Origin of the sequence: Evansella clarkii (assembly GCF_002019695.1) — a bacterium.
Lineage (GTDB): Bacteria > Bacillota > Bacilli > Bacillales > Salisediminibacteriaceae > Evansella > Evansella clarkii.
The window spans coordinates 3,162,878-3,189,363 of the sequence record NZ_KV917376.1; the positions used below are offsets into that span (position 1 = coordinate 3,162,878).

The following is a 26,486-nucleotide window of genomic DNA, read 5'->3' on the forward strand; positions in this document are numbered from 1 at the left end:
TTAGCTCTGAATGATTATAAAATTCATTTATAACAGACAAAGCTGGAACGAGGAGGTGTTTGTGTGAGCATTAAATCTAAGCTGCAGAGAATGAAGGGCCATCTTAAGACGGAAAAACAGGCTGATAATCAGGATGCTGCACATGAAATTAAGAATCAGATAAATAACGCAGAGACAAATAATAAACAAGACAACGCCAAAAAAGGGAGCGACCTGCCTGAGAAATGGGAAAAACTTGATTTCCAGCCCTTTGATTTCGAGGGAGAAACCTCCTTTCAGCGGAAAGTGTACTATCCTTTTGCAGGGGAGAACAAAACCCTTAAATCAGACATGGAGTCTGTTCATACGTGGTGGAATAACATAGAGATGGATCACCCTCTTTCTTCACGAGATGTTCCTTTGGAGCGGATGATGTTTTTTGACACGGAAACGACTGGTCTGTCTACAGGAGCAGGCAATTCCATCTTTCTCATTGGCTATGCCAGGCTGCTGGAGGAAGGAATTGAAGTGACACAGCATATCCTTGGAGACCCGGCCTCTGAGGCAGCATTCATGTATGGATTTCTCCAGGAATTCAGCAAGGATGACTATTTAGTAAGCTATAATGGTAAATCATTTGACTGGCCTCAGGTAAAATCACGCCATGCTTTTGTAAGAGAAAGAGTACCTAAACTTCCTGCGTTTGGTCATATCGACCTTCTTCATGCGGCCAGGAGACTGTGGAAACATGAGCTTCCTTCCTGCCGCCTTTCCATTGTGGAACAGGAAAAGCTGTCTGTTCGAAGAGAGAATGACACCCCTGGAAGCATGGCTCCTCTCTTATACTTTGACTATCTGAATGAAAAGGATCCGGAAATTCTTTCAGGTATTATTGAGCATAATGATCAGGATGTCCGGTCTCTCATAAAGTTGTACGCGGAAATCAGTAAGCGGCTTAATCTGACGTATCAAGAGGGAATGACAGCGATGGAACACCTTCAGATCGGCCACTGGTTTGAGCAGACAGGTTCTCCGTCCAGAGCTCTTGTCCATTATGAAAAGGCATCAGGGCTTTCAGGTTCAGGAAGAGAAAAAGCTTATCACAGGATCGGCCTCCTGCTGAAAAAAGAAGGAGATATAAACAGCGCGAAGGAAAACTTTCTCCGGGCGCTTGCCGTAAGCAGTACACCATTTCCTGACAGCTGGACAGAACTGGCGAAAATTGCAGAGCATCAGGAGAAAAATTTTTCTGACGCTTATAAATATTCCCGCCAGGCACTGGAGCAGCTTAAGAGTTCCACCCGGCTTACAGGGGGCGTGAAAAAACAGATTGAAGCTGCTGAAAAGCGTGTCTCCAGGCTTTCAGGAAAACTAGACGGGAAAAGATAAGGGGGGAAGAAACACATGCCTGAAACGCTAAGAGACAAAAAAGTGATCAAAGCAACTTTTCCTTTTGAGCTGCTCACAGATAAACAATTTGAAGAAATTACGAAGGATTCAAGACGCCTGACATTCAGAGAAAATGAATTTCTCTTCCATGAAGAAGATGATGAAGTGGAGGTTTTCTTTTTACTGTCAGGCCTGGCGAAAAATGTTCTTCACACAAAAGACGGAAAGCAATTTTCTGTACGTTTTTACTATCCTGGTGACTTGATTGGAATGCTGATCCTTCTTGCCGGCGGACAGATGAATTTTTCCGTGCAGGCTATGGAGAACTGCGAGGCGGTTCTTTTCAGGAAACAGGCTTTCTTAAAAGTGATGAAAGAAAATCAGGAGTTTTCAAACATTCTTCTGACGGAAATCGGGGAGAGGATGAAGTCTCTCTATGATGAGATAAAAAGAGAGCGTACTGTTCCTGAAACAGAAAATCTCGTGCTGTTCCGGACGAGAGTCCACACGATTATGGAGAAAGCACGCTTTATATCGCCGGACCGGTCCCTGAGAGAAGCGGCAAAAACTCTTTCCGAGTGGAAAACGAGAGGCCTTGTGGCTGTATTCAGGGATAGTAAAATAGCTGGTGTGCTCACTGAATCACAAGTAATCCGGGGACTGATTAAAGAAGGACCGGATGCTAAGGTAGACAGCTGGATGGACAAAGAGGCAAGAACCGTTCAGGAAGATGCATTCAGTTATGAAGTGCTCCCTCTGTTTAAGGATGAGCAGACGGATCTCGTACCTGTGCTTAACGGAACGAGAGTAGTAGGGACTTTAACCTCGGAATCTTTTCTTCAGCTGCAAAACTCCGGATACCTATCCATGGCCCATTCCTTACAGAATGCCTCTGCTGTCGAGGAAGTACTTAAGCTGTCCCCGAAAAACAACAAACAGTTTCAAACCTTTACGGAAGAGCTCCTGAATGAAAGGACTCATCCGTCAGAGGTGACTGAGTTTATTTCTAATTACAATGATCTGATACACCGACAGATTATTAAACTGGCTTTGCAGGAGATGAAAAAGGAAGGGCATGGACAGCCGCCGGTAAACTTCTGTTTTATCGTTATGGGAAGCCAGGGGAGAAAAGAACAGGCATTCAGTACTGACCAGGATAATGGGTTTATCCTTGATAATTATGAGCATCTCCCCCATCACGAGCAAATAGCAGATTATTTTCAGCGGTTTGCCAGGAAAATTAACAGCGGACTCATGCGTTCTGGCTTTCCGGAATGTACCGGAGGTGTGATGGCTAAAGAGAAGAAGTGGTCCAGAAGCATTAATGAATGGGAGAAAGAAGTAAAGCGCTGGGTAAAAGACACAGATGCAGAAGAAGTCAGGGATTTTACTATCTTTATCGACTACAGGCCGGTATACGGGGATTTTGGCCTGGCTGAGCAGCTGAGAGACGGGATTACCGATAAAGTTCAGCAGGGCAGAATTCTTCATGCCATGCTTATGAAAGATACGATTCGTTTCCGCGTTCCTGTAAATCCATTTGGACGCATCCATTATAAAGGACGGCAAAAGAGCCTGGATATAAAAAAATCAGCTTTAATGCAAATTGTAAACGGAGTTCGTATATTTGCTATCAGGTATGGAGTTAAAGAAACAGGTACATTAAAACGGCTTGCTGAACTGCAGCGGCTGGAAGTTTTCCACCCGAGGGATGTAAAGAATGCGAAGCTTGCAATGGACTTCCTTCACTTTTTTAGAATCAGAGAAAACTTAAGGCAGCTATCTGCCAGGGAAACGCTGTCCAACCAGCTGTCTGCACAATCGCTGACAAAGGAAGAGAAAAAACAACTCAGGGAAGCGCTGATTGTTGCAAAGCGTCTGCAGCAGATGAGCGAACTTAGTTTTGCCAGGAATCGAGGGATATAATGGATGTATCCGTCACTCAGATAATTAAATACATGGTGTATGACTGGCACCGGTTTCAGTATAATAAAAAAAGCTGGCTTAAAAACAACATGGAGCAGCTGGAAAAAACAGCACTATCCTTGAAAAAGACTAAAAACAAGATAGACCCGGATATACCTCTGAAAGAAATAGATTTTACGGTTTTTGATCTTGAAACAACCGGTTTTTTTCCCCGAATTGGCGATGAGGTTGTTTCTATCGGCGCTCTGAAAATGAATATAGAAAAAATGCAGTTCGCAGAGCACTTTTATGAAGTAGTCCGTCCGGCAAAAAAGATACCTCGTGAAATTTTTGAATTAACAGGCCTGACTAGTAAAGATATCGACGGTGGGATTGAGTTTCCTCTGGCATTTAAACATTTTCTGGAGTTTTCAGAAGATACATTGCTTGTTGCCCATCCCGCTTCTTTCGATGTTCCTTTTCTTCAGGAAATGGTGCAGAGATGGGGTCTGCCTGATTACCAGCCTCCTTTTATAGATTCATACGAGGTTGCCAGATGGCTTTATCCACAAGAAAAAAATGGACTCGACCAGCTGATCCAAAAGTTTGCTGTCGACAAGGAAGCGAGACACCATGCCCTTAACGATGCTAATATGACTGCGAAACTATTTGAGCGGCTTTTACATGAGCTTATGAAAGAAGGAATAGAGACTTATAAGGACTGGGAACTGGCAAAAAAACACCGCAGGAAATAATTCTCCTGCGGCACCTTAATTCTCCGGTCGGGGTCCAGGGTCCAGGCCGGATACAGCAGCGGTCATTTCAGGTTCAACTTTCACATCTTCGTCGGTGAGTCTAACCTGGCAGGAAAGCCGAAGTGAGTCATCCATCCCTTTTCTTTTGAAAGCTTCTTTTTCGATGTCTGTCAGGGGTCCGAAATCGCCTTTGTGCACTTTCACTCTGCAGGTTGTACATTTAGCTTTCCCGCCGCAACGGTGAAGAATGTCAATTCCGTTATCTTCAAGGGCAAGGACAAGCTTTTTTCCTTTTTCTGCTTCAAAAGATTCAAAGCCAGGTACAGTAACTTTTGGCATCTTTTATCACTCCTCTCTCATTACAGTATAAATATTTCCCGGCCTTTTTTTCAACAATATGAATATTTCCCAGGCAAGCGCAAAATGCAAGCACATTCGAGGTTTTTTAAGGATTTATCGACAGAAAAAGCCGGGACTTTTTTATAACTTGGCGAAAAATGAAGAAATTTTGTACAGGAAATAAAAAACCTATTGATTTTCTGTAATTTTCTTCTTATAGTAGCGATAGAATGACAAAAATTTTAACGAATAATTAATTAAAGAAAGTCAGGGGTTAGAAAAAATGGCGAGATTATTTGTAATGTTATTTTTTGTAGTTATCGGCACCACCGTCTGGATGTTTCAATAGTACAGTTATAAAGGAAAAGTAAATTGCATATACGCGGCGGATGGCAAAAATAGGTTTATATACTAGTACACCTTCGCCCCGGCTGACATAGTTTGTTATTGAATCAAAAAATAAAGGAGGAAATACAAACATGTTCAGCCCACGACCAGTTGGACCAGGTAGACCGGCAGCAGGCCCTGCAGTAAACCTGCCGCCAAGATATACGCCTACACGCCACAATGTGAGACAATTTGCTCAGAACTATAACGTACCTGTAGTACACCCTAGCCATACAACAAATGTTGTAACTCATAACTGGAGATATTTCCACAGCTATCCGCACACAGAGTCTACTGTGCACTGCACTACTTGCCAGGATATCCACTGCGGACCAGGGAGAAGATTCTAAAAATGTATGCGAACCGGCATCTGGCTGGTTCGCTTTCATTACATATTGAAAGCAAGCTGCCATGGAACAACAATGATGGGAAAGGGGGATGACATGTACAAAGTTTTAGCAGTATCCGGTTATAAACCCCATGAATTAGGAATATTCAACGAAAAACATGAATATCTTGATTATCTGAAAACAGCAATCAGGAAAAAGCTCCGTCAGCTAATTGAGGAGTATGAGATCGAATGGATCATAACCAGCGGCCAGCCTGGAGTAGAATTATGGGCGGCGGAAGCAGTTATTTCCATGAAACAAGAGTACCCTGTGAAGCTTGCCACATTGGCGCCATTTTTTGAACAGGAAGAAAGGTGGGGGGAACAGACAAAAATTCTGTATGAAAAAGTCTGGTCGGAAAGTGACTATACGGACTTTATTTCCAAACGAAAATATGAGCATTCATCCCAGCTCCGCATGAAAAATCAGTTTATTATTGATAAAAGTGATGCTTTTCTTGTATTGTATGATGAGTTGACAGAAGGGTCTCCACAGTACTACATAAGCTGTGCTAAGAAGAAACAGGAGGCAGCGGGCTATCCGGTAATTTATCTTACACCGGATGAAATTGATGAAGTAATACGTGAAGAGCAGGAAAACAGCGGTTGGAATTGACATTTCCCGGTCTTTTTGAAAAAATATAAATTAATATACGTTCTACTAATAGAGGTGAAATAATTGGGGACAAAAAGAATTTCACGTTTAACGCAAAAGGATATACTGGAGAAAGATTTTAAAACTGGACTCAGAGGATACAGCCAGGAAGAGGTTGATCAGTTTCTCGACCAGATTATTAAAGATTACGATGCTTTTGAAAACAGGATTGACTGGCTCGAAAAAGAGGTGGAGCGCCTTAAGAAAGAAGCTGCCGCTCTTAGTGAGCATACGAAAAGGCCTCAGCCTCAGCCTCAGGCCGGGAATACAAATTATGATATCCTGAGAAGGCTTTCCAACCTGGAAAAGCACGTGTTTGGAAGCAAACTGTATGAGTGACCCTTCTCAGTTACTTTAAAGGAGAAGACTTATTTTGATCGAAGTGTATATTGATGGAGGGAGTGCCGGGGACCCAGGTCCTTCCGGAGCAGGAATATTCATCAACGATAACGGAAGGCTAATCAGAAAATGTATTCCTCTGCCTTCTATGTCTAACCACGAAGCTGAATTCCATGCTCTTTTAGAAGCTCTTAAAATCTGTAAAGAAGAAGGGTTCCGCACACTATCGTTAAGAACTGATTCCCAGGTGCTCGCTGATGCAGTTGAAAAGGAATACGTGAAAAAACAAGAGTATAATCTACTCCTGGAAGAAGCTATGCGTATGATCGCAAATGATTTTGACTATGTTTTTGTTAAATGGATTCCAGGCAAGCAGAATAAAGAAGCTGACCAGCTTGCAAAAAGAGCTGTAAGAAAATCGTCTGGAATTAAATAACAGTTGATTAAGCGGCGGAATATGTGTTATTATTTGTATTGTCGCTTAAAGACAACCACTGATGTTTGAGTAATCGCTGCATCATTATGATGTAGAGGAAAGTCCATGCTCGCACAGTCTGAGATGGCTGTAGTGTTCGTGCCTGGCGAAGTCATAAGCCAGGGTAGTCCGGTTTTTTACTGGGCTAACGGCAGGGAAAGCACCTAAGTCCTTATGGATATGGGGCGAATACCTTGAAAGTGCCACAGTGACGAAGTCTGGTTAGAAATGGCCAGAGTGGAACGAGGTAAACCCCACGAGTGAGAAACCCAAAATTTGGTAGGGGCATCCCCAGGAAGGAAATGAACGGAATGGGGAACAGACAGATGTCTGTAGACAGATGATTGCTGCCCGAGTCCGAGGTTTGACAGCCGCTTGCAGGACGACGGTACAGAACATGGCTTACAAAACAAAAGTGGCGTCATATTGATTTAATCAGTAAACGGACTCTGCAGCTTCTCAGGCTGCGGAGTTTTTTCTTTATTTTATGAGGATGGTGGGTAATTGGGGTATGGTATTGGACAGCGGATTTTGATAATTGCACCGCTATTACGTTATTCGTGAATTTGGGTTCATCTATATGCAGGTGTTGGAATTTGTTTGTTCGATTAAAGGGTTTGCTGGACAAATATTTGGAGAATCGGCCTGATTTGTCCAGAATAAATGATTTGCTGGACAAATTCCGCATCAAATGGATAAATTTGTCCGGAATAACTCCCTATTTTTAACATTGATTACATAATTAGTATTTATCCTGGGCGATTATTTGGAGAATCGGCTTGATTTGTCCAGAATAAGGAGTTTGCTGGACAAATATCGGAGGCAATGAGCAAATTTGTCCAGAGTATATGATTTGCTGGACAAATTCCCAAAGAAACTCTCAAATTTGTCCAGAGTAGAATCCTTTTTTTTAGCGATAATTACATAATTAGTATATTTTCTGCGCAATTATTTGGAGAATCGGCTTGATTTGTCCAGAATAAGGAGTTTGCTGGACAAATATCGGAGGCAATGAGCAAATTTGTCCAGAGTATATGATTTGCTGGACAAATTCCCAAAGAAACTCTCAAATTTGTCCAGAGTAGAATCCTTTTTTTTAGCGATAATTACATAATTAGTATATTTTCTGCGCAATTATTTGGAGAATCGGCTTGATTTGTCCAGAATAAGGAGTTTGCTGGACAAATATCGGAGGCAATGAGCAAATTTGTCCAGAGTATATGATTTGCTGGACAAATTCCTCCTCAAAAGAAAAGATTTGTCCAGATTCGATGACCAACCAGCAAATTTAAAACGCACAATCGCGTCTCAATAAGGAAGACCACATATCGTCCAAGTTTTTCTTTAGTTATACAGACGAAAATAGGAAAAGCTAAGAAAACATGTTACGATAACAAAGGTGTTTTTATACTGCTGCTGCAGATGAATATAAACCTCAGGAAATCATACATAAAATTCAATTAAACAAGGAGGAGTTGCATTGAATTCAGTAACATTAATCGCTACAGCGGCGATGGGACTGGAATCTATCGTTGCTGATGAAGTCAAGGCGCTCGGTTATACGGATATCAAAGTAGAGAACGGGAAGGTTATTTTTGAAGCAGATCCATCAGGTATTGCGAGGGCTAATCTCTGGCTCAGAACAGCTGACCGGGTAAAGCTTCTCGTTGGGGAATTTAAGGCCCTGAGCTTTGAGGAGCTGTTTGAACAGACGAAAGCACTGCCGTGGAATGAATATATATCAGAAGACGCGGAATTTCCGGTTATCGGCCGTTCTGTAAAATCAAAGCTTTTCAGTATTTCCGACTGCCAGGCGATCGTTAAAAAAGCTGTGGTGGAAAGCTTAAAGCAGCAATACCATGTACAATGGTTCGAAGAAAAAGGGCCGCTGCAGAGAATTGAAGTTGCCCTTCATAAAGATATAGCCCAGCTCACAATCGATACGAGCGGGACAGGCCTTCATAAACGGGGCTACAGGTATCTTCATAATGAAGCTCCATTAAAGGAGACGCTTGCTGCAGCTCTAATAAAGCTTACGAAGTGGAATCCTGACAGGCCGTTCGTTGACCCATTCTGCGGTTCAGGAACATTGCCAATCGAAGCAGCAATGATTGGTCAGAACATCGCTCCAGGCATCAACAGGGAGTTCGCCTTTGAAAACTGGTCCTGGTATGAACAACGCTGGTTTGACGCTGCTCTTGAGGAAGCGGAGGATCTGGCGAAGTATGATCAGCCTCTGGATATCGAAGGTTTTGATATTGATCATAATATGATTGAGCTTGCGTCCAATAATGCTATGGAGGCTGGATTTCCTGATCAAATTAAGTTTAAACAGATGCAGGCAAAGGATTTCCGGACAACCAAAGACTACGGAGTCATCGTAGGAAACCCGCCATATGGCGAACGGATGCAGGAGAGAAAATATGTAGAAAAGCTTTACAGAGAAATGGGAGAAACATTCCGCCCTCTTGATACATGGTCCGTTTATGTGATTACTTCCAACGAAGACTTTGAAGAACTTTACGGAGCTAAAGCTACAAAGAAACGTAAGCTCTACAATGGGAATATTAAAACAGACTATTATCAGTATTGGGGAAAACGCCCGCCGCGGAATAAAAATTAAAGATATTCGCCTTAAGAAAAGGGTCGTCTGAAGACTTGCAGACGACTCTTTTGGACATGGTGGAAGGTAAAATGGTCGTCTGGAAGCCTTAGAACGATGTTTTTGTTAAAGAGAGATAATGAAACGGCCGTCTGTCATCCTTTACGCTCGTTATAAAGAATTTTTTTCGTTCTCCCGATCGCTTCTTTTAAAAAATAATTATTTCACGTATCGTATTACCGTTCAAAAAACAAAAAAACTAACTCCAGAGCCATCAATAAAATAGCCATGCACCATGCATATAGTGTAAATAAGAAAGTTTTGTGAACCCCCTTGTATATTCAAATTCCCAGGACGTATAATGGTACTACCAGGGGGGAATTGTTATGGAAACAAAACTAAAGGACAAATTAGGCAGACCTTTAAGGGATTTGCGCATCTCGGTTACAGACCGATGTAATTTTCGCTGCCGTTACTGCATGCCTCCGGAAATTTTCGATAAAAATTTTAAATTTTTACCTAAGCCTGAAGTACTCTCTTTTGAAGAGATTACGCACTTAACAAAGCTTTTCGTAAAAATGAGTGATATAAAAAAACTTCGTATTACAGGTGGAGAACCGCTAATGCGGCAAAACCTCGTTCGATTGATTGATATGCTGAACAGTATTGAAGGCATTGAAGATATAGCAATGACTACTAACGGATCACTGCTTCCTAAGTATGCAGAAGATCTGAAAGCAGCAGGACTCAAACGAGTAACTGTGAGTCTGGACTGCCTTAACGACGAAAAATTCAGGTATATTAACGGCCGGAATGTCGGTGTACAAAAAATTCTTGATGGCATAGAAGCAGCACAAAAGGCCGGACTTGGCGTTAAAATGAATATGGTAGTAAAACGTGGAATGAATGAAGAAGACATTCTTCCAATGGCTCGCTATTTCAAAGACACAGGTGTTATTTTAAGATATATAGAATTTATGGATGTTGGAAACTCTAATGGCTGGAAACTTGATAATGTTGTCAGTAAAAAAGAGATATTCTCCATAATTAACGAAGAAATGCCAATTGAGCCCCTTGATGCCAACTATACAGGTGAAGTGGCAACAAGATACCGCTACAAAGATAACGGGAATGAGATAGGAATTATTTCCTCAGTAACAGATGCATTTTGTTCTTCCTGTTCAAGAATCAGGCTGTCAGCTGACGGAAAGCTTGTAACATGCCTGTTCGCTTCCGGAGGCCATGATATCAGAGATGTATTGAGGTCCGGAGTGGGAGACGAAGCTGTAATGCAAAAAATAAGTGATGTGTGGGAAGGCAGAGATGACCAGTACTCGGTCGAACGCCTGAAGTATACAGATAAAGGGCAGATCAGAAAAATCGAGATGTCCCATATTGGCGGATAAATACAAACGGGCGCAGAAATGCGCCCGTTTTTTATAACAGATCAGAAAGTATAACATCCCACGATAGTTGTCTAGCTCCAGCGACGAGCGTTTACATCACGAGTATGCTTCGAGTTGTCTCGACGGATACGCCCCAAAGCGCTACTAGAAGAGGAAGAGACAGCTACTCGAGGTCACTTCAGGCATTTCAGAAGCCAAAGAGCGGCTTCTATCAAAGTCCTTCCAGTGCTTGGACCTGCGATTACTCGGTCCAGGTAAAGAGTGCTCCTGCGGTTACTCGTCGCAGGTAAAGAGTGTCGCTCGTGACCAAGGCGCTTGCACTTTTCTTTATAAAGGATTAATCACATTATCAATCTTTGGGTTATCAAATGTGAGCTCCTGCATATCTTCATCGAAATCTATTGTCATTCCGTCAAAATACCAGATTTCTTCGTCTGAAACAGAAAAGACGAGGCCACCTGACGTAACTTCTGTATAATCCCCATCGGGACGCCCCTTTTTAACACCGGCCGAGAATCCTCCTGAACCGATGCCTCCTACCCGGACAAAGAGGGCAAGGACATCACCTTCCTTCAAGCTCATTTCCTTTTTATATAAGTTTGCTGCATTTTCTGTAATTGTTAGTTGCATGCCGGAACACCTCCTCACGCTATCGTATAGTAATCAGCTCCAGCGGGCAAGAAATTCTGATACTAAATGGACCATATCATGTATAATATGGAATGGGATAAGAATTTGCAATACAAGATATCTGAAAGGGGAGATAGTTTTGACAGCAGATGTACATAAACTCGAGCATCAATTTCGCGATTATGTTAAGAAAATAGTGAACTACAACGAGGCGATCGGCGTGATCGCGTGGGATTTAAGAACAGGCGCGCCTAAAAAGGGAGTAAGCCAGAGGTCAGCTGTCCTTGGGACGTTATCCTCTGAGGTTTTCCGTATGGGCACCTCGGAAGAGATGAAACAGTATATTGCCGAGCTGAAAGACGAGACTGTCTGGAACAGCCTGGATGAAGTGACAAAAGGAACAGTAGTGGAAGTAGAACGGAATCTTAATAAGCTTAAAAATATTCCGGAAAAAGAGTACGAGGAATATGTGGTTCTGACTGCTAATGCTGAATCTGTCTGGGCGGAAGCTAAGGAAAAGCAGGATTTTTCCATGTTCCAGCCTTATCTGGAGAAGATCGTGGAGTTTAACAGAAAATACGTGGACTGGGTAGGCTATGAAGGCAATAAATATAACACTTTACTTGATGATTATGAGCCAGGGCTTTCTGTCGATGTAATTGACAAAGTATTCGGGCAGCTGAAGGAAGAGATCGTTCCATTAGTAAAAGCTGTAACTGAATCTTCAAAACAGCCTGAAACAGGCTTCTTGTTTAAGCATTTCCCTGCAGATAAACAAGAAGCACTGAGCAAGGAAATACTTAAGAGCATGCAGTATGACTTTGACGCCGGGCGTCTTGACACAACTGTACATCCATTTGCCATCGGGTTAAACCCAGGGGATGTGCGGGTGACAACTAAATATGATGAAAAAGATTTCAGAACAGCTGTTTTTGGAACGATTCATGAAGGTGGGCATGCACTTTACGAACAAAACATTGATGAAAAGTTTGTCGGCACCCCTTTAGCAACAGGGACGTCGATGGGCATCCACGAATCGCAGTCTTTATTCTGGGAAAACTTTGTTGGAAGAAACAAAGCGTTCTGGGAGAAAAATTACAGCCTCCTGAAGGAGTATGCACCTGAACAGTTTAATAATATTGATCTGGATGCCTTTTACCGGGGGATCAATGTGGCCGGACCGTCCTTCATCCGGATTGAGGCGGATGAGATGACTTATTCTCTCCATATTATCCTTCGTTATGAGCTGGAAAAAGCGTTGATTAACGGAGAACTGGAAGTGAAAGACCTTCCGGAAGCGTGGAATGATAAAATGGAAGAACTCCTTGGCATCCGGCCTGAAAACGACGGAGAAGGGGTACTTCAGGATGTACACTGGGCCGGCGGATCGTTCGGATACTTCCCGTCTTATGCTCTTGGCTATGTGTACGCCGCACAGCTCAAGAATGCAATGGATAAGGATCTCCCTGATTATGAGGAGCTGCTTCGGGAGGGGGAGCTTGCTAAGGTGAAAGAGTGGATGACGAAAAATGTCCACCAGTACGGGAAAAGCAAAAAACCTCTGGAAATTTTGAAAGCAACAACAGGGGAAGGTGTCAATGCGTCTTACCTGATTAAATATTTAAAAGAGAAATACAGCAAGGTGTATGAATTATAATTAATTCCTTTGTATGCCGCCGCTCTATGTGGCGGCTTTTCAATATACCGATAGAAAATGGTCATTAAAATATTTCACATACCGTTCATATATTTCACAAAAAAACAAATCAAATCACCTAAAACAAGAAATAATAAACCAACTAAGTTTTAACAGCAAACAAATAGGTAATACAACCTATATATTTCTTTTTACACGAAAACCGCGCATACATACTACTAACTAACATGGCCTGGATTAAGTAAATGAAGGAGCTGAACAAATGAATGATTGAGTTTTCAAATGTAAATAAATACTTCGATGATGGTGTTCAGGCAGTAAAAAATTTAAGTTTCACCGTTGAAGAAGGGGAATTTTTTGTTTTGATAGGGCCAAGCGGATGCGGAAAGACAACAACATTGAAAATGATAAACCGCTTAATTTCCCCTTCAGACGGCACGATTAAAATTAATGAAAAAAACATAGAGGAGACAGATATCAAAAGGCTTCGCTGGAATATAGGGTACGTATTGCAGCAAATCGCTCTCTTCCCCCATATGACTATTGAAGAAAATATAGCAGTGGTGCCGGAACTTAAAAAGTGGGACAAAAAAAGGATCAGAAACAGAGTCAATGAGCTTCTCCGAATGGTTGGGCTTGAGCCGGATACATACAGAGACCGTAAACCGGCCGAGCTTTCAGGCGGGCAGCAGCAGCGCGTGGGAGTAGTAAGAGCTCTTGCCGGGGATCCGGACATTATTTTAATGGACGAGCCATTCAGTGCATTGGATCCGATCAGCAGGGAACAGTTGCAGAAGGACATAAGAAAGCTTCAGAGCGAGATTAAGAAGACGATTGTATTTGTGACTCATGATATGGATGAAGCTCTTTCCCTGGGGAGCCGGATTTGCCTCATGAAAGACGGGGAAGCTGTGCAAGTTGCCAAACCAGACGAACTAATAAACAACCCTGCGGATGATTTTGTAAAGGAATTTCTCGGGGAAAGGACAGATCCTCTCAGTGCCCCGGCAGAAGAGGTGATGGATGCAGGGACAGCCAATTTATTTTTCATGGAGAATTCCTTAAGGGGTCCGGCAGAGGAAGGAAAATACATACAAGATACAAATGGGCAATTTAAAGGAATTTATAATGGAAAAAGCGTGGAAGAATTCCCCTTTACCGCAGACAGAAAAACACCGCTCAGAGAAGTGCTGAGACAAATAGAATTATCGGGCAAAGAGCACATTCCGGTGATTGATGGCGAAAAAGTGGCTGGTACTGTTTCCTACAAAAGTATCGCTCTTTTCCTTGCTGGTGAACAGGAAGGAGGAGCAGGCAGATGACAGAACATATTCATTTATTCTTTCAGCTGATGAATGAGAGGCAGGACCTCTTAATCAATGCTTTGTGGGAGCATATTAATATGTCCCTTATATCCCTCCTTATCGCTGTTTTTATAGCTGTACCTTTAGGTATTCTCCTGACCAAAAAAGAAAGTGTTGCAGAGCCGGTTATCGGCACTTCAGCAGTGCTGCAGACGATACCGAGTCTCGCATTGCTTGGTTTTATGATCCCCCTCATTGGAATCGGGACAGTACCGGCAATTGTAGCCCTGACAGCTTATGCCCTTCTCCCTATATTAAGAAACACATATACGGGTATAAAAGAAGTAGATCCAGCATTGATGGAAGCGGCACGGGGAATGGGAATGGGAGATTATAAGCAGCTTCACAGAATACAGCTGCCTCTTGCTATGCCGATGATTATGGCTGGAATCCGGACATCTATGGTCCTCATTGTCGGTACCGCCACACTGGCTTCGCTTATTGGAGCTGGCGGTCTCGGAGATTTAATCATGCTTGGAATACAGAGATCCAATAACTATTATATCCTGCTGGGAGCTATTCCAGCTGCAATGCTTGCGATCTTCTTTGATAGTATTCTTCGGTTTACTGAAAAGTTTTCGGGGAAATCTTTGAAACCGATCGGGGCTGTGATCCTTATTGCTCTTTTAACAGTAAGTACACCTGCTGTTACAGCAATGTTTGAGGATGGGGAAGAGAATACAATCGTGCTTGGGGGAAAGCTTGGGGCTGAGCCGGAAATAATTATTAATATGTATAAGCTCCTCATTGAACAGGATTCAAACCTTGAAGTGGATTTGGAACCTGGCCTTGGGGGCACAGACTTTGTTTTCCAGGCCTTGCAGTCAGGTGATGTAGATGGATATCTGGAGTTTACTGGAACAGCGATTACTGCATTTATGGATGAGGAGCCGGTAAGCAACGAATCAGAGGAAGCATTTGAACAAGCAAAACAGGGGATGGAAGAAGAGTTCAATATGATCTTTTTAGAACCTATGGAATACAATAATACGTATGCGTTAGCCGTGACCCGGGATATTGCGGAAGAATATGGTCTGGAAACCATCTCAGATCTTCAGGCTGTGGATGATCAGCTGACAGCAGGGTTTACTTATGAATTTACGGACCGTTCTGATGGATATCCTGGAATACAGGAGTTGTACGGTATTGATTTTTCTGATATTCAGACAATGGATGCAGCGTTACGTTCCAGGGCTCTCGTATCTGAAGATGTGCACGTAATAGACGCTTATTCTACCGATGGATATTTAATCGAATATGATCTTGTCGTTTTAGAAGATGATTTACTTCTGTTCCCTCCTTATAATGGTGCGCCACTATTCAGGGCGGAGACTTTGGCAGAGCATCCTGAGCTGGAAGGTATTTTAAATCAGCTTGGGGGAAGGATTTCGGAAGAAGAAATGCAGCAGATGAACTACCGTGTGGATTATCAGGATGAAGATGCGGAAACTGTTGCAAGAGAGTTTCTTGTGCAGGAAGGATTATTGGAGGAGTAAGTGGAATAATTGATAATGGATGAGCTTTTCCCTGGTTTAACAGGCGCTTATAAACCTGGGATAAGGGAGGGGGATGGACAATGTTTAAAAAGATACTTCTTGCCGCTGATGGATCATCCCATTCAAAGAGAGCCGCAGAAAAAGCGATTTTTTTAGCAAAAAAAACAGAAGGTTCTTCTGTCACGTTAATTCATGTGATTGATGATATACCCGGCCGTACAGAAGTATTGGAGGAAGCTCTGTCACCGGGGAAAGTACCTGACCATCATAAAGAGAGAACAGCTTCGATTGAAAAGTCTCTTGAAGATGAAGGAGTAACATATGAAGTGCAGCATATTTTCGGGGAACCAGGGCCATCCATTATCAGAAATGCGAATAATGGGGATTACGATATCGTGGTGATTGGCAGCAGAGGTCTCAATCCATTTCAGGAAATGGTCCTTGGCAGCGTTAGTCATAAAGTCGCCAAGCGTGCAGAATGCCCGGTTATGATCGTTAAATAACGCAGCTGCAAGTGTTCTGAAAGATTATGTATAAACGGAAGTACCCGGTTTTTAATAATATTTGCAAGGGTGGTTTATGAAATGAAGAATCCAACGAGGGAAGAGGTAAAACAAATTCTTGAATCTGCAAAAAAAATCGCAGTTGTCGGGCTTTCAGATAACCCTGACAGAACTTCTTACAATGTGGCTGAAGCAATGATGCATGCCGGCTACGAAATTATTCCGGTTAATCCTAATGCAGACGAAGTCTTTGGTATTAAAGCCCTTTCGTCACTGAGTGAACTGAAAGAACCGGTAGATATAATTAATGTGTTCAGACGCAATCAATTCCTGCCGGAAGTGGCCAGGGAAGCTGCAAAAGTGAATGCTAAAGTCTTCTGGACGCAACTTGGGCTGGCAAATGAAGAAGCATATAATATTGCCAGTGATGCAGGCATGACAGTGGTAATGGACAGGTGCATTAAAGTGGATCACGCAGTACTAGTAAGGAAATGAAATACTGTGAAAAGCGGCTGGACAATGCTTCCGGCCGCTTTTTATAGTGCTATTTGACAGGAAGAGCGCAGCAGGGCAGATTGACAAATCAGGGAATTATTCTATATTGTAATGAGTACTTACTTCATTTTTATACCACAGAGTGTTTATCTGTATACTGAAAGCTGGAAAGTAGCCAGATGAATCTCAAATAGCAATTATACTGTTTTTAATTTATTTATCGAAACCAATGATAACTTATGGTATGTTTATTAAGGATACGAAGGTACGTTCGGGAGTTGGAAAGGAGTAATTATCATTGTCTACAAAACAAAAGTTTGAATATAATGACGATGCAATTCAGGTGCTGGAAGGCCTGGAAGCTGTCAGGAAACGTCCGGGGATGTATATTGGCAGCACAGACCACCGGGGTTTGCATCATCTTGTTTTTGAGATTACAGATAATGCTGTTGATGAAGTGCTCGCAGGCTACGGAAATGAGATTGCAGTTACGATTCACAAAGATAACAGCATAAGTGTTAAAGATAATGGGAGAGGCTATCCTACAGGAATGCACAGAACAGGTAAGCCGACCCCTGAAGTTATTCTGACAGTTCTTCATGCCGGAGGTAAATTCGGCCAGGGAGGATATAAAACGAGCGGAGGACTGCACGGAGTAGGTGCATCTGTAGTAAACGCTCTTTCAGAGTGGCTGGAAGTCACTATATACAGGGAGGGGAAAATATACAGGCAGCGATTCGAAAACGGAGGAAATCCTGTAACTACTCTCGAGGTTATCGGAACAACAAAAAAGACCGGGACAACTGTCCACTTTAAACCGGACAGCACCATTTTCAGCACAACGGTTTTTCATTTCGACACGCTTGCTGAGCGTCTTAGAGAAGCAGCTTTTCTGCTTAAAGGATTAAAGATATCCCTGAAGGATGAAAGGCCTGATAAAGAAAATGACCAGGAGGTTTTCCAGTTTGAAACTGGTATCGAAGCCTTCGTTGAATATTTAAATGAGGAAAAAGAAACTCTTCACCCTGTCGTTTCCTTCCAGGGAGAGGCTGACGGAATTGAAGTGGACTTTGCCTTTCAATACAATGACGCGTTCACAGAGAATATGCTTTCATTCGTAAACAATGTCCGTACAAAAGACGGTGGAACCCATGAACTCGGCGCCAAAACAGCGGTAACAAGGGTTGTCAATGAGCATGCAAGGAAACTTCAGCTGTTAAAAGAACGGGATAAAAACCTTGACGGTAATGATATACGAGAAGGTTTTACCGCAATTGTTTCTGTTCGTGTTCCTGAAAATATTCTTCAGTTTGAGGGCCAGACGAAAGGGAAGCTCGGAACACCAGCTGCCCGCTCTGCTGTGGATGGAATCGTTTCCGAGAAACTGAGCTTTTTCCTGGAAGAAAATCCGGAGCTTAGCAACAATCTGATCCGAAAGGCAGTTAAAGCTGCACAGGCAAGAGAAGCGGCAAGAAAAGCAAGGGAAGATGCAAGGAGCGGGAAAAAGAATAAGCGCAAGGATGCGATGCTGAGTGGAAAGCTGACACCAGCGCAATCGAAAAACCCTGCCCGAAACGAACTGTATCTCGTAGAGGGCGACTCTGCCGGCGGATCTGCAAAGCAGGGCAGAGACCGGAAATTCCAGGCGGTACTTCCCCTTAGAGGTAAAGTTATCAATACGGAAAAAGCGAAGCTCGCGGATATTATGAAAAACGAAGAAATCCGCACGATCATATATGCTATAGGCGGAGACGTTGGTGCTGATTTTGATATTGATAATATAAATTACGATAAAATTATTATTATGACTGATGCTGATACGGACGGAGCACACATTCAGGTGCTGCTGCTGACGTTCTTTTACAGGTATATGCGGCCTCTCGTGGAGGCAGGACGGGTATATATAGCTCTTCCACCCCTCTACAAAGTAAGCAAGGGTACCGGGAAAAAAGAAAAGATCGAATACGCATGGGATGAAGAAGGCCTGAAAGATGCAATGAAAAAGATCGGTAAAGGATATACCATTCAGCGGTATAAAGGTCTTGGTGAAATGGATGCGACCCAGCTCTGGGAGACAACGATGGATCCTGAGACGAGAACGCTTGTCCGGGTCCGGATTGACGATATTGCACGGGCGGAACGGCATGTTTCCACACTGATGGGGGATAAAGTGGAGCCCCGCAGAAAATGGATTGAGCGCAATGTGGAATTTGGACTTGCCGAGGAAACGAACATACTAGAAAATGAAAACTTGTTAGTGACAGAGGAGGAATAATCTTTGCAGGAAAAAGACCGTTATTTAGACCTGCCTCTGGAAGATGTAATTGGAGACAGGTTTGGACGTTACAGTAAATATATTATTCAGGACAGAGCTCTTCCGGATGCGAGAGACGGCCTGAAGCCAGTACAGCGAAGAATTTTGTATGCCATGCATATGGACAGAAACACAGCGGACAAGCCGTTCAGGAAGTCTGCAAAAACGGTTGGTAATGTTATCGGTAACTACCATCCTCACGGAGACAGCTCCGTGTATGAAGCGATGATCCGTCTGAGCCAGAACTGGAAGATGAGGCATATGCTGGTGGAAATGCACGGAAATAATGGTTCTGTAGACGGAGACCCTCCTGCTGCCATGCGTTATACGGAGGCAAGGCTTTCCGCAATTTCTGCAGAAATGCTTGTTGATATTGAGAAAAATACGGTAGATTTCATGCCTAACTTCGATGATTCCCTGGAGGAGCCAGTAGTATTGCCTTCCAGGTATCCGAATCTTCTTGTCAATGGCTCTACTGGTATTTCCAGTGGTTATGCGACAGATATACCTCCTCACCATCTGGGGGAAGTAATTGATGCTGCAATACATCACCTGGAGAATCCCGATTGTTCTGTAGATGACCTTATGGAGCATATTAAGGGACCTGATTTTCCAACAGGAGGAATTATCCAGGGTGTAGACGGGCTTAGAAAAGCTTACGAAACTGGAAAAGGGAAAATCGTCCTCAGGGGTAAGACGGAGATTGCTGAGCTCCGTGGGGGAAAACAGCAAATCATTATTACTGAAATTCCTTATGAAATCAATAAGGCTAACCTTGTCAAGAAAATGGACGAGCTGAGGATTGATAAAAAGGTAGATGGAATCGCGGAAGTCCGGGACGAGACAGACCGTACTGGAATGCGGATTGTTATTGAACTGAAAAAAGATGCAGACGCAAAAGGCATTCTTACTTATCTGTTTAAAAACACAGACTTGCAGGTTTCCTATAATTTCAATATGGTAGCGATTTCTAATAAAACACCGAAGCTTCTCGGTTTGCGGGAAATGCTCAGGACGTATAATGAGCATCAGAAAGAGGTTGTCAGACGCCGGACTACATACGATTTGAATAAAGCAAAAGAAAGAGAACACATCGTAGAAGGTCTGATAAAAGCAATTTCGATCCTTGATGAGGTAATTGCAACAATTCGGGCTTCCAAAGATAAGCGTGATGCAAAAGAGCAGCTGAAGGCATCCTTTGGTTTTACAGAGCCTCAGGCGGAAGCGATTGTAACATTACAGCTTTACCGTTTAACGAATACAGATATTACAACACTTCAGGAAGAAGCAGAGGAATTAAGGAAGCAAATTGAAAGACTGGAGAGCATTCTTGGCAGCGAGAAAAAACTGATCAGTGAGATCAAGCGGGAACTCCGGGCAACGAAAAAGAAATTTGCCGATGAACGGAAAACGATTATCGAGCATGAAATTGAAGATTTAAAGATCAATATGGAGGTCGTTATTCCTTCTGAAGACGTTATGGTTTCAGTTACGAAGGAGGGTTATGTAAAACGCTCAAGCCTTCGTTCTTATTCTGCGTCTAACGGAGAACCGCCTGGTATGAAGGAAACAGACAGGATGATTCATGCAACAGAACAAAATACGACGGACACCATGCTTCTGTTTACGAAGAGGGGATCGTTTTTATTCCTGCCAGTGCATCAGATGCCTGAGACACGTTGGAAAGACAGCGGCCAGCACGTGAGCAATCTCATCACCATGTCCGCAGGGGATGAAATCATTAAAGCGATACCAGTGAAAGAATTCAGCGAGGATAAGTACTTGCTGTTCGGAACAAAAAATGGAATGATTAAGCGTACACAGCTTTCGGATTATAAAGTGCAGCGAAACTCCAGAGCACTGATGGCAGTCAAACTGAAAAAAGATGACGAACTGATATACACCGAAGTAACCGACGGCAGTGAAGATATATTCGCTGCCACAAAAAGAGGTTACGGCCTGTGGTTTGGCCAGGAAGAGGTGGCTGTTACAGGCCAAAGAACTGCCGGAGTAAAGGCGATTAATCTGAAAGAAGACGATGAAGCAGTGAGCTATTTCGCGTTTAATGAGGAAGATCTTCCTCATTTGTTCTTAGTTACCCAGCGTGCCGCTTACAAAAAAATGAAACTGTCTAACTTTGAGAAAGCATCAAGGGCCAAACGGGGACTTGTAATGCTTAAAGAACTGAAGCGCCAGCCTCATACAGTTGCTGCCCTTCTTCCGGTAAAAAGGAAGGGCCGTGTATTTATTAAAGTAATGAATGGAACGATTGATTCAGTAGATGTAGAAACAGTACGTTTTAATGATCGTTATACGAACGGCTCCTTCCTTTTTGATACTCAGGAGACAGGCGATGTTCTTGACGTATGGTATGAAAATGAAGAGGCAGAAGAAAACGAACAAACATAATTAATTGTGCAGGACCAGACTACAGTTCAATGGGAACGGGAGGATTTTCTCCGGTTCCTTTTCTTATGTTTTTATTAAATTTACTTTCTTTTATGAAAAGTCTGTTTTTAACTCTTTTCAGAAAGGAAATTAATGTTAAAATTATATAAACCTGCACACATTATAATTTTTAAAAGGAGGTAAAAGAGTGAAGCAAATCATTGCTATGGGAGGTGGTGGTTTCTCCATGGAGCCGGAGAATCCGCTGCTCGACTCTTACATACTGAACCAGTCACCAAAAACAAGGCCGAAAGTATGCTTTTTGCCAACCGCCAGTGGTGATGCTGAAGGGTACATTAATAATTTTTATCAGTCTTTCAAAAACCACCAGTGTGAACCGTCTCATCTGTCTTTGTTCCGCCCTCCTTCTCGTGATCTGGAGGAGTTTATTATGGATAAAGATATCATCTATGTGGGCGGGGGGAACACAAAAAATTTACTGGCTCTCTGGAGGGACTGGAAACTTAATGAGTATTTAGAAAATGCGTGGCACAATGGAATTATCTTAGCTGGTGTGAGTGCTGGTTCTATATGCTGGTTTGAAGAAGGAATCACTGATTCGTATGGAGATAAGCTGGAACCATTGCAATGCCTGGGGTTGTTAAGAGGAAGCAATTGTCCTCACTATGACGGGGAAGCAGACAGAAGACCTGCTTTTCACGAGTTAGTGGCGTCTGGTAAAATTCAGCCGGGAATAGCTGCGGATGACGGTGTTGCTTTACATTATATCGGGCAGGAAGTAAACAGGATAGTAAGCTCAAGACCAGCAGCAAAAGCATTCCAGGTATTCTACGACAATACATTGGTGGAGGCTGAACTGAAAACAGAGTTCCTGGGTGCCTCAGAGAGGGATAACAAAGTAATGAATGAATAGGGGTAAGATTATGGAAATTAAAGATATTTATGGAGACCTGCCTATTTTGGAAACGGAACGCCTCCTTCTCAGAAAAATAACGATGGATGATGCTGAAGCGATGTTTTCATACGCTTCGATAGATGAAGTATCCCAATATGTAACGTGGGAGACTCACCGAACCCTGGATGATTCGAAGAGTTTTATCAGCCATGTGCTGAAGCAGTATAACGAAGGAATGGTGGCTCCATGGGGCATCGAATTAAAAGAGAACGGAAAATTTATTGGCACTATTGATTTTGTCTGGTGGAAACCACGGCAAAAAACTGCTGAAATAGGATATGTCGTGTCCCCTGAATACTGGGGGAGAGGGATAACGACAGAAGCTCTCAGAGAAGTAATCAAGTTTGGATTTTTACAAATGAAGCTGGTGAGAATTCAGGGCCGTTGTATCCTTGATAACACCGGATCTCTCAGAGTAATGTCCAAAAGTGGTATGCAATATGAGGGAACAGCCAGAAAAAGTATGCTGATTAAGGGAAGACATGAGGACATACTTACGTTATCAATAACTGATGATGATTTTGCAACCCGGCGTGATATATATGGTGAAAACAGGCTGGCTAAAACAGGCGGACAAAAGCTGGAAATCGCAGAACATTATGATTTTATGATAGGGCTTGCAAGATTAATAAAGAAATTCTCTGAAGAAGAGTGGAGAACTTTAATTGCTCCTCAAAAATGGAGCATTGCTGAGGTTATGGGACATTTAACCCGATGGGATGAGTTTTTGCTGGAAAACAGACTGCCGTATTTATTTACGGATGAACCACTGCCTCCAGCCCCGGATGTGGAATCTTTTAATCAGGAAAGTGCCCGGCTCAGCAGGGAAAGCACCAAAGAAGAAATTATTGAACAGTTTATTTCTGTTAAAACAAAAATTTATGAAATTCTTCTGAAAACGGAACCGGAAGTATGGGGAAAAAATATCACCATTGGTTCCAGACAACTTACCTTTTATGAATACTTTGAGGGCTTGAAAAAACATGACAGACATCATCTAGACCAAATTATATCTGCTTTGCCAGAGGAATAAAGGAAAAATGAATTATCACTACTGTTTTTATTAAGGGGGCTATTTACATGGAGGGAGAATTAACAATTCGAAAAGCAGTACCGGAAGATATTCCGTCAATACGGAAGGTGGCGCAAACATCCTGGAATAAAACATATAAGGGTCTCATCCCGCTTGATGTACAGAACAAGTTTATTAAGAGAGCGTACTCGGACGAGAGTATGTCTAACCGAATTAATTTTTCCATTTTTCTTGTTGCTGAGCTGAAGGGAAATATAGTGGGCTTTGCTAACTTTTTTCGTGAAAATTCCCAGGCAGAGTTAGGTGCCATATATATTCTTCCGGAAAATCAGGGATTAGGAATCGGCACTAAACTTTTTAACATGGGACTCAAAGAACTTCCGAATGTAACAGAGCTTATCGTACATGTAGAACGTGGGAATGAGTCAGCATACACTTTTTACATTGCAAAAGGGTTCCAGTTCTCGAAAGAATTCGAAGAGGAGTTCTTCGGCCATACATTAAAAACAAAACAACTCTCCATGAAGATTCAGCAGAGTGAAATTGTCTGAAATTAACTTATAACTTCTATCAGCCGCCGGATGCCAAAAAGGGCAGCCGGCAGGTGATAAATAAATAATTTTGAACCTGTTTAATGTATGTTACTGATTTTGATTATTTTGTCCCTGGTTCTTTCGCTGTTTATTCTGCTGCTGATTACGTCCTTCTCCAGTACCAGGTGTAGTTGCGGCATTTGCAGTTTTACTGATTGCGTTTGCCGTCTCGTCTACAGCTGTCATCGCGATATTTTCTGTAGCCTGAATGGTGTTTTGCGCAGCATCAAAAACTACATCGGCGCCGCCCTTGATGGCATTTGCCACATTTTGCGCAGCACCTTGCTGCCCGTTATTTTGCTGGCCGCCCTGCTGCTGATTCTGCTGTCTGTTTTGATTTTCCATAAGTCTCACCTCCTTCAGTACAACAGTTAGGTTTTGTATTTTTAATGAAAATATCCTTGAAAAAAAATTACTGGCTTAAGTGGGGCGATGGATGAGAAGGCTGTTTTTTAATATATATACATGAAGAAGGACAGATTTAGATGGTAATAAAAAAAGCACTTATTTTCTTTTCTGGTATTATCGCGCTCATTATCCTTGTTTCGGTAGCCATATACGCTCAAGGCACATCTACGGTAACTGAGCAGGTTTATGATGGTGGCTCCCTTCAGGAAAAAGATGATATTCATAAAAACGACTATTTATCCCCGGAAGTGATGCTTGAAGACTTTCATTTTCTCCACCAAACAATAAAGGATGTCCACCCTGATCCTGGAAGGCACTTAGAAAAAACGTGGGAAGAACTTGTGGAGAAGACGGAAGAACAATTAAAAGAGCCATTAACGGCAGGCAATTTTGCCATTCGTCTTTCTGAATTCATCACACATATGGAAGATGCTCATACAAATGTTTATCCAGTGAACATGGAGAGAAGGCAGCTGCCTCTTTCTTTTGAATGGGTGAAAGAGGGGGTAATTGTGACAGAAAGCTCTTCAAACCTGGCAGAGCGGGGCGATTTGGTAAAAGAAATAGCTGGCAGGTCAGTAGAAGACATACTGTTTGAACTGGAAAAAATCATTCCAGCTGAAAATACATACTGGGTTAAGCACACAGGGAGAAGATATTTACAGGACGAACTTTTTCTGAATGCTTTAGGGTTACTGGAGGGAGAACAACTGGAGCTGACAGTTAAGGCATTGGATGGAAGTGAGAAGACAGTAAAAATACCGCTTGAAAAGATAAATGATGATAACGGAAATAATGGCCTGGAGGGTGGTTCACAAGATGAGTATTTCGGCTGGTCAATTGATGAAGCCAATAGCACGGGTTATTATTACCTGAACGATTCAAAGGCAACGGTTTTATTTGAAAAGAGTGTGGAGGAATTTTTTGAAGCTGTCGAAGAGTCCGGAGCTGAAAATATAATAATTGATCTAAGAAAAAACGGAGGCGGAAGTGGGGCGGTAATTCTTCCTTTTCTCAGTCATATGCCAGCAACTATGTATTACAGCTATGGAAGTGAAACAAAATTCTCCAGCCAGGCAAGTGAACAGGCAGGATATGCGGAAACAAACGGAAAGGCAAAATCGCCCCCCTTGCCAGTAGGCAATGAACAAAAGGAGCCTCTTTTTAACGGGGAAGTATATATCCTTACCGGACCAGGAACTTTCAGCGCGGCGAGAGACTTCGCAGTTACCTTCCACGATTCAGGTCTTGCCACAATTATTGGTGAACCAACCGGCGGTGCACCCAGCTCATTTGGAGACATGCTTTTGTTCGGGCTGCCAAACACCGGCTTTACTTTAACCGTATCACACAGAGAGTTTATGCGGCCAGAACCGGCAAATGATCCTGAAGACGTTCTCTATCCGGATATTTTAATCGAGAGGGTGAGGATAGATTTTCTGTCTGAAGAGGATAAACAGCTGGAGCGGGCTGTAAGGAAAATATCTTCATTAAATTAGCACATCCTGGCAGTTATAAGAGCAGGTGATTGCTCCAAGGCTCAATAAACCTAAATATTAAAGGGGTTTTAACGATGAATAATAATTTCCAAGGAACAATTGACCGATTTTTAACCGCATGGAGAAATTGCTCCCTCAGTGACCTAAGCAGGTTTATTGATGAAAGCTATCAGGCGAGAGAAATCAGAGACGGCGAACCGCAAGACTTCGGGTATGAAGAATCTATTAAAGGATGGGAGCAGGCTTTCGGGTTTGTAAGAGAAAATAATGGCGAATGGGTTGTAAACCAAATTTCAGCCATGGAACTGAATGAAGATGAAGTTATGGCAGTGCTCACAGGAACATTGATCTTAAACGGAGAGATAATGAAAACAGGCAATCTGTTTTTTGAAACGTTTAAGAAAAGCAGCGATGGAGAGTGGCGAATAGTCAGGAGTTATATTGAAACAGGTGTTCCGATGAAAAAACTAAATAATATACTGTTAACATAATCTGTGGATTGTTAAGTGAG

24 protein-coding genes and 1 other RNA gene are annotated in these 26,486 nt (G+C 42.6%); 22 read left to right on the top strand and 3 right to left on the bottom strand.

All coding sequences use genetic code 11. The features are described 5' to 3' along the window. Positions 1–63 precede the first annotated feature (63 nt). The 3 genes from BK582_RS14660 to BK582_RS14670 all read left to right on the top strand — a co-directional run bounded on the left by BK582_RS14660 (position 64) and on the right by BK582_RS14670 (position 4,028). A complete protein-coding gene (locus tag BK582_RS14660; protein WP_078595767.1) occupies positions 64–1,368 on the top strand; it encodes a ribonuclease H-like domain-containing protein in 1,305 nt (434 codons plus the stop codon). A gap of 15 nt (positions 1,369–1,383) precedes the next feature. Then, positions 1,384–3,294, top strand: coding sequence for a DUF294 nucleotidyltransferase-like domain-containing protein (locus BK582_RS14665; RefSeq protein WP_078595768.1), 1,911 nt, complete (start codon positions 1,384–1,386; stop codon positions 3,292–3,294). A gap of 89 nt (positions 3,295–3,383) precedes the next feature. Beyond that, positions 3,384–4,028: a 3'-5' exonuclease gene (locus BK582_RS14670; RefSeq protein ID WP_169911024.1), complete on the top strand. Its 645-nt coding sequence runs from the start codon at positions 3,384–3,386 to the stop codon at positions 4,026–4,028. Positions 4,029–4,043: 15 nt separating this feature from the next. Here the strand turns inward: BK582_RS14670 and BK582_RS14675 are convergent, their stop codons facing one another. Then, on the bottom strand, positions 4,044–4,367 hold the full coding sequence (locus BK582_RS14675; RefSeq protein ID WP_078595770.1) for a 2Fe-2S iron-sulfur cluster-binding protein: 324 nt from the start codon (positions 4,365–4,367) through the stop codon (positions 4,044–4,046). A gap of 479 nt (positions 4,368–4,846) precedes the next feature. Between BK582_RS14675 and BK582_RS14680 the strand changes: the two genes are divergently transcribed. From BK582_RS14680 to moaA, 7 genes are all read left to right on the top strand, one after another. Next, positions 4,847–5,104: a CotD family spore coat protein gene (locus tag BK582_RS14680; RefSeq protein WP_078595771.1), complete on the top strand. Its 258-nt coding sequence runs from the start codon at positions 4,847–4,849 to the stop codon at positions 5,102–5,104. A gap of 93 nt (positions 5,105–5,197) precedes the next feature. After that, positions 5,198–5,758, top strand: coding sequence for an SLOG family protein (locus BK582_RS14685; protein ID WP_078595772.1), 561 nt, complete (start codon positions 5,198–5,200; stop codon positions 5,756–5,758). A gap of 63 nt (positions 5,759–5,821) precedes the next feature. Continuing rightward, positions 5,822–6,136: a cell division regulator GpsB gene (gene gpsB / locus BK582_RS14690; RefSeq protein WP_078595773.1), complete on the top strand. Its 315-nt coding sequence runs from the start codon at positions 5,822–5,824 to the stop codon at positions 6,134–6,136. 34 nt (positions 6,137–6,170) lie between these two features. Further along, positions 6,171–6,572, top strand: a complete 402-nt coding sequence (locus tag BK582_RS14695; protein WP_078595774.1) for a reverse transcriptase-like protein — start codon at positions 6,171–6,173, stop codon at positions 6,570–6,572. 61 nt (positions 6,573–6,633) lie between these two features. Next, positions 6,634–7,021, top strand: an RNA gene (rnpB, locus tag BK582_RS14700) — RNase P RNA component class B. Positions 7,022–8,091: 1,070 nt separating this feature from the next. Continuing rightward, positions 8,092–9,234, top strand: a complete 1,143-nt coding sequence (locus BK582_RS14705; protein ID WP_139368255.1) for a THUMP domain-containing class I SAM-dependent RNA methyltransferase — start codon at positions 8,092–8,094, stop codon at positions 9,232–9,234. A 365-nt stretch (positions 9,235–9,599) separates the two neighbouring features. Beyond that, entirely contained in the window at positions 9,600–10,619 is a 1,020-nt protein-coding gene (gene moaA / locus BK582_RS14710) for a GTP 3',8-cyclase MoaA (protein ID WP_078595775.1), read from the top strand. Between the two features lie 327 nt (positions 10,620–10,946). Here the strand turns inward: moaA and BK582_RS14715 are convergent, their stop codons facing one another. Then, positions 10,947–11,249, bottom strand: coding sequence for a HesB/YadR/YfhF family protein (locus BK582_RS14715; protein WP_078595776.1), 303 nt, complete (start codon positions 11,247–11,249; stop codon positions 10,947–10,949). Positions 11,250–11,388: 139 nt separating this feature from the next. Between BK582_RS14715 and BK582_RS14720 the strand changes: the two genes are divergently transcribed. From BK582_RS14720 to BK582_RS14765, 10 genes are all read left to right on the top strand, one after another. Next, positions 11,389–12,906, top strand: coding sequence for a carboxypeptidase M32 (locus BK582_RS14720; RefSeq protein WP_139368256.1), 1,518 nt, complete (start codon positions 11,389–11,391; stop codon positions 12,904–12,906). Between the two features lie 266 nt (positions 12,907–13,172). Continuing rightward, complete coding sequence (locus BK582_RS14725) at positions 13,173–14,228, top strand: ABC transporter ATP-binding protein (protein ID WP_078595778.1); 1,056 nt, start codon at positions 13,173–13,175, stop codon at positions 14,226–14,228. Further along, on the top strand, positions 14,225–15,766 hold the full coding sequence (locus BK582_RS14730; protein ID WP_169911026.1) for an ABC transporter permease/substrate-binding protein: 1,542 nt from the start codon (positions 14,225–14,227) through the stop codon (positions 15,764–15,766). The genes BK582_RS14725 and BK582_RS14730 overlap by 4 nt, the downstream gene beginning before the upstream one ends. Before the next feature lie 80 nt (positions 15,767–15,846). Continuing rightward, entirely contained in the window at positions 15,847–16,269 is a 423-nt protein-coding gene (locus BK582_RS14735) for a universal stress protein (protein WP_078595779.1), read from the top strand. A gap of 81 nt (positions 16,270–16,350) precedes the next feature. After that, positions 16,351–16,764, top strand: a complete 414-nt coding sequence (locus tag BK582_RS14740) for a CoA-binding protein (RefSeq protein ID WP_078595780.1) — start codon at positions 16,351–16,353, stop codon at positions 16,762–16,764. Between the two features lie 298 nt (positions 16,765–17,062). Further along, a complete protein-coding gene (gene parE, locus BK582_RS14745; protein WP_078595781.1) occupies positions 17,063–19,039 on the top strand; it encodes a DNA topoisomerase IV subunit B in 1,977 nt (658 codons plus the stop codon). Positions 19,040–19,042: 3 nt separating this feature from the next. Then, complete coding sequence (parC, locus tag BK582_RS14750; protein WP_078595782.1) at positions 19,043–21,487, top strand: DNA topoisomerase IV subunit A; 2,445 nt, start codon at positions 19,043–19,045, stop codon at positions 21,485–21,487. Between the two features lie 187 nt (positions 21,488–21,674). Then, a complete protein-coding gene (locus BK582_RS14755; protein WP_078595783.1) occupies positions 21,675–22,400 on the top strand; it encodes a Type 1 glutamine amidotransferase-like domain-containing protein in 726 nt (241 codons plus the stop codon). A 10-nt stretch (positions 22,401–22,410) separates the two neighbouring features. Then, positions 22,411–23,475, top strand: a complete 1,065-nt coding sequence (locus tag BK582_RS28235) for a GNAT family N-acetyltransferase (protein ID WP_169911028.1) — start codon at positions 22,411–22,413, stop codon at positions 23,473–23,475. 47 nt (positions 23,476–23,522) lie between these two features. Next, the gene (locus BK582_RS14765; protein ID WP_078595784.1) at positions 23,523–24,026 is read left to right on the top strand and encodes a GNAT family N-acetyltransferase; all 504 of its coding nucleotides are present in this window, start codon (positions 23,523–23,525) and stop codon (positions 24,024–24,026) included. A gap of 90 nt (positions 24,027–24,116) precedes the next feature. On the opposite strand, the gene BK582_RS14770 is transcribed toward BK582_RS14765, so the two are convergent. After that, a complete protein-coding gene (locus tag BK582_RS14770) occupies positions 24,117–24,413 on the bottom strand; it encodes a hypothetical protein (RefSeq protein WP_078595785.1) in 297 nt (98 codons plus the stop codon). Between the two features lie 140 nt (positions 24,414–24,553). Here BK582_RS14770 and BK582_RS14775 point away from each other — a divergent pair, with 140 nt between their 5' ends. Continuing rightward, complete coding sequence (locus BK582_RS14775; RefSeq protein ID WP_078595786.1) at positions 24,554–25,975, top strand: S41 family peptidase; 1,422 nt, start codon at positions 24,554–24,556, stop codon at positions 25,973–25,975. A 74-nt stretch (positions 25,976–26,049) separates the two neighbouring features. Further along, complete coding sequence (locus BK582_RS14780) at positions 26,050–26,466, top strand: Cif family virulence factor (protein ID WP_078595787.1); 417 nt, start codon at positions 26,050–26,052, stop codon at positions 26,464–26,466. Positions 26,467–26,486: the final 20 nt, after the last annotated feature.

Bases quoted from the DNA above. Each gene is read 5' to 3' on its own strand.
- BK582_RS14730 (WP_169911026.1), top strand. From the start codon at position 14,225: ATGACAGAACATATTCATTTATTCTTTCAGCTGATGAATGAGAGGCAG.
- BK582_RS14770 (WP_078595785.1), bottom strand. From the start codon at position 24,413: ATGGAAAATCAAAACAGACAGCAGAATCAGCAGCAGGGCGGCCAGCAA.
- BK582_RS14740 (WP_078595780.1), top strand. From the start codon at position 16,351: ATGAAGAATCCAACGAGGGAAGAGGTAAAACAAATTCTTGAATCTGCA.
- BK582_RS14765 (WP_078595784.1), top strand. From the start codon at position 23,523: ATGGAGGGAGAATTAACAATTCGAAAAGCAGTACCGGAAGATATTCCG.
- moaA (WP_078595775.1), top strand. From the start codon at position 9,600: ATGGAAACAAAACTAAAGGACAAATTAGGCAGACCTTTAAGGGATTTG.
- BK582_RS14775 (WP_078595786.1), top strand. From the start codon at position 24,554: ATGGTAATAAAAAAAGCACTTATTTTCTTTTCTGGTATTATCGCGCTC.
- BK582_RS14670 (WP_169911024.1), top strand. From the start codon at position 3,384: ATGGAGCAGCTGGAAAAAACAGCACTATCCTTGAAAAAGACTAAAAAC.
- BK582_RS14715 (WP_078595776.1), bottom strand. From the start codon at position 11,249: ATGCAACTAACAATTACAGAAAATGCAGCAAACTTATATAAAAAGGAA.
- BK582_RS28235 (WP_169911028.1), top strand. From the start codon at position 22,411: ATGGAAATTAAAGATATTTATGGAGACCTGCCTATTTTGGAAACGGAA.
- BK582_RS14685 (WP_078595772.1), top strand. From the start codon at position 5,198: ATGTACAAAGTTTTAGCAGTATCCGGTTATAAACCCCATGAATTAGGA.
- BK582_RS14725 (WP_078595778.1), top strand. From the start codon at position 13,173: ATGATTGAGTTTTCAAATGTAAATAAATACTTCGATGATGGTGTTCAG.
- BK582_RS14735 (WP_078595779.1), top strand. From the start codon at position 15,847: ATGTTTAAAAAGATACTTCTTGCCGCTGATGGATCATCCCATTCAAAG.
- BK582_RS14675 (WP_078595770.1), bottom strand. From the start codon at position 4,367: ATGCCAAAAGTTACTGTACCTGGCTTTGAATCTTTTGAAGCAGAAAAA.
- BK582_RS14680 (WP_078595771.1), top strand. From the start codon at position 4,847: ATGTTCAGCCCACGACCAGTTGGACCAGGTAGACCGGCAGCAGGCCCT.
- BK582_RS14665 (WP_078595768.1), top strand. From the start codon at position 1,384: ATGCCTGAAACGCTAAGAGACAAAAAAGTGATCAAAGCAACTTTTCCT.
- BK582_RS14780 (WP_078595787.1), top strand. From the start codon at position 26,050: ATGAATAATAATTTCCAAGGAACAATTGACCGATTTTTAACCGCATGG.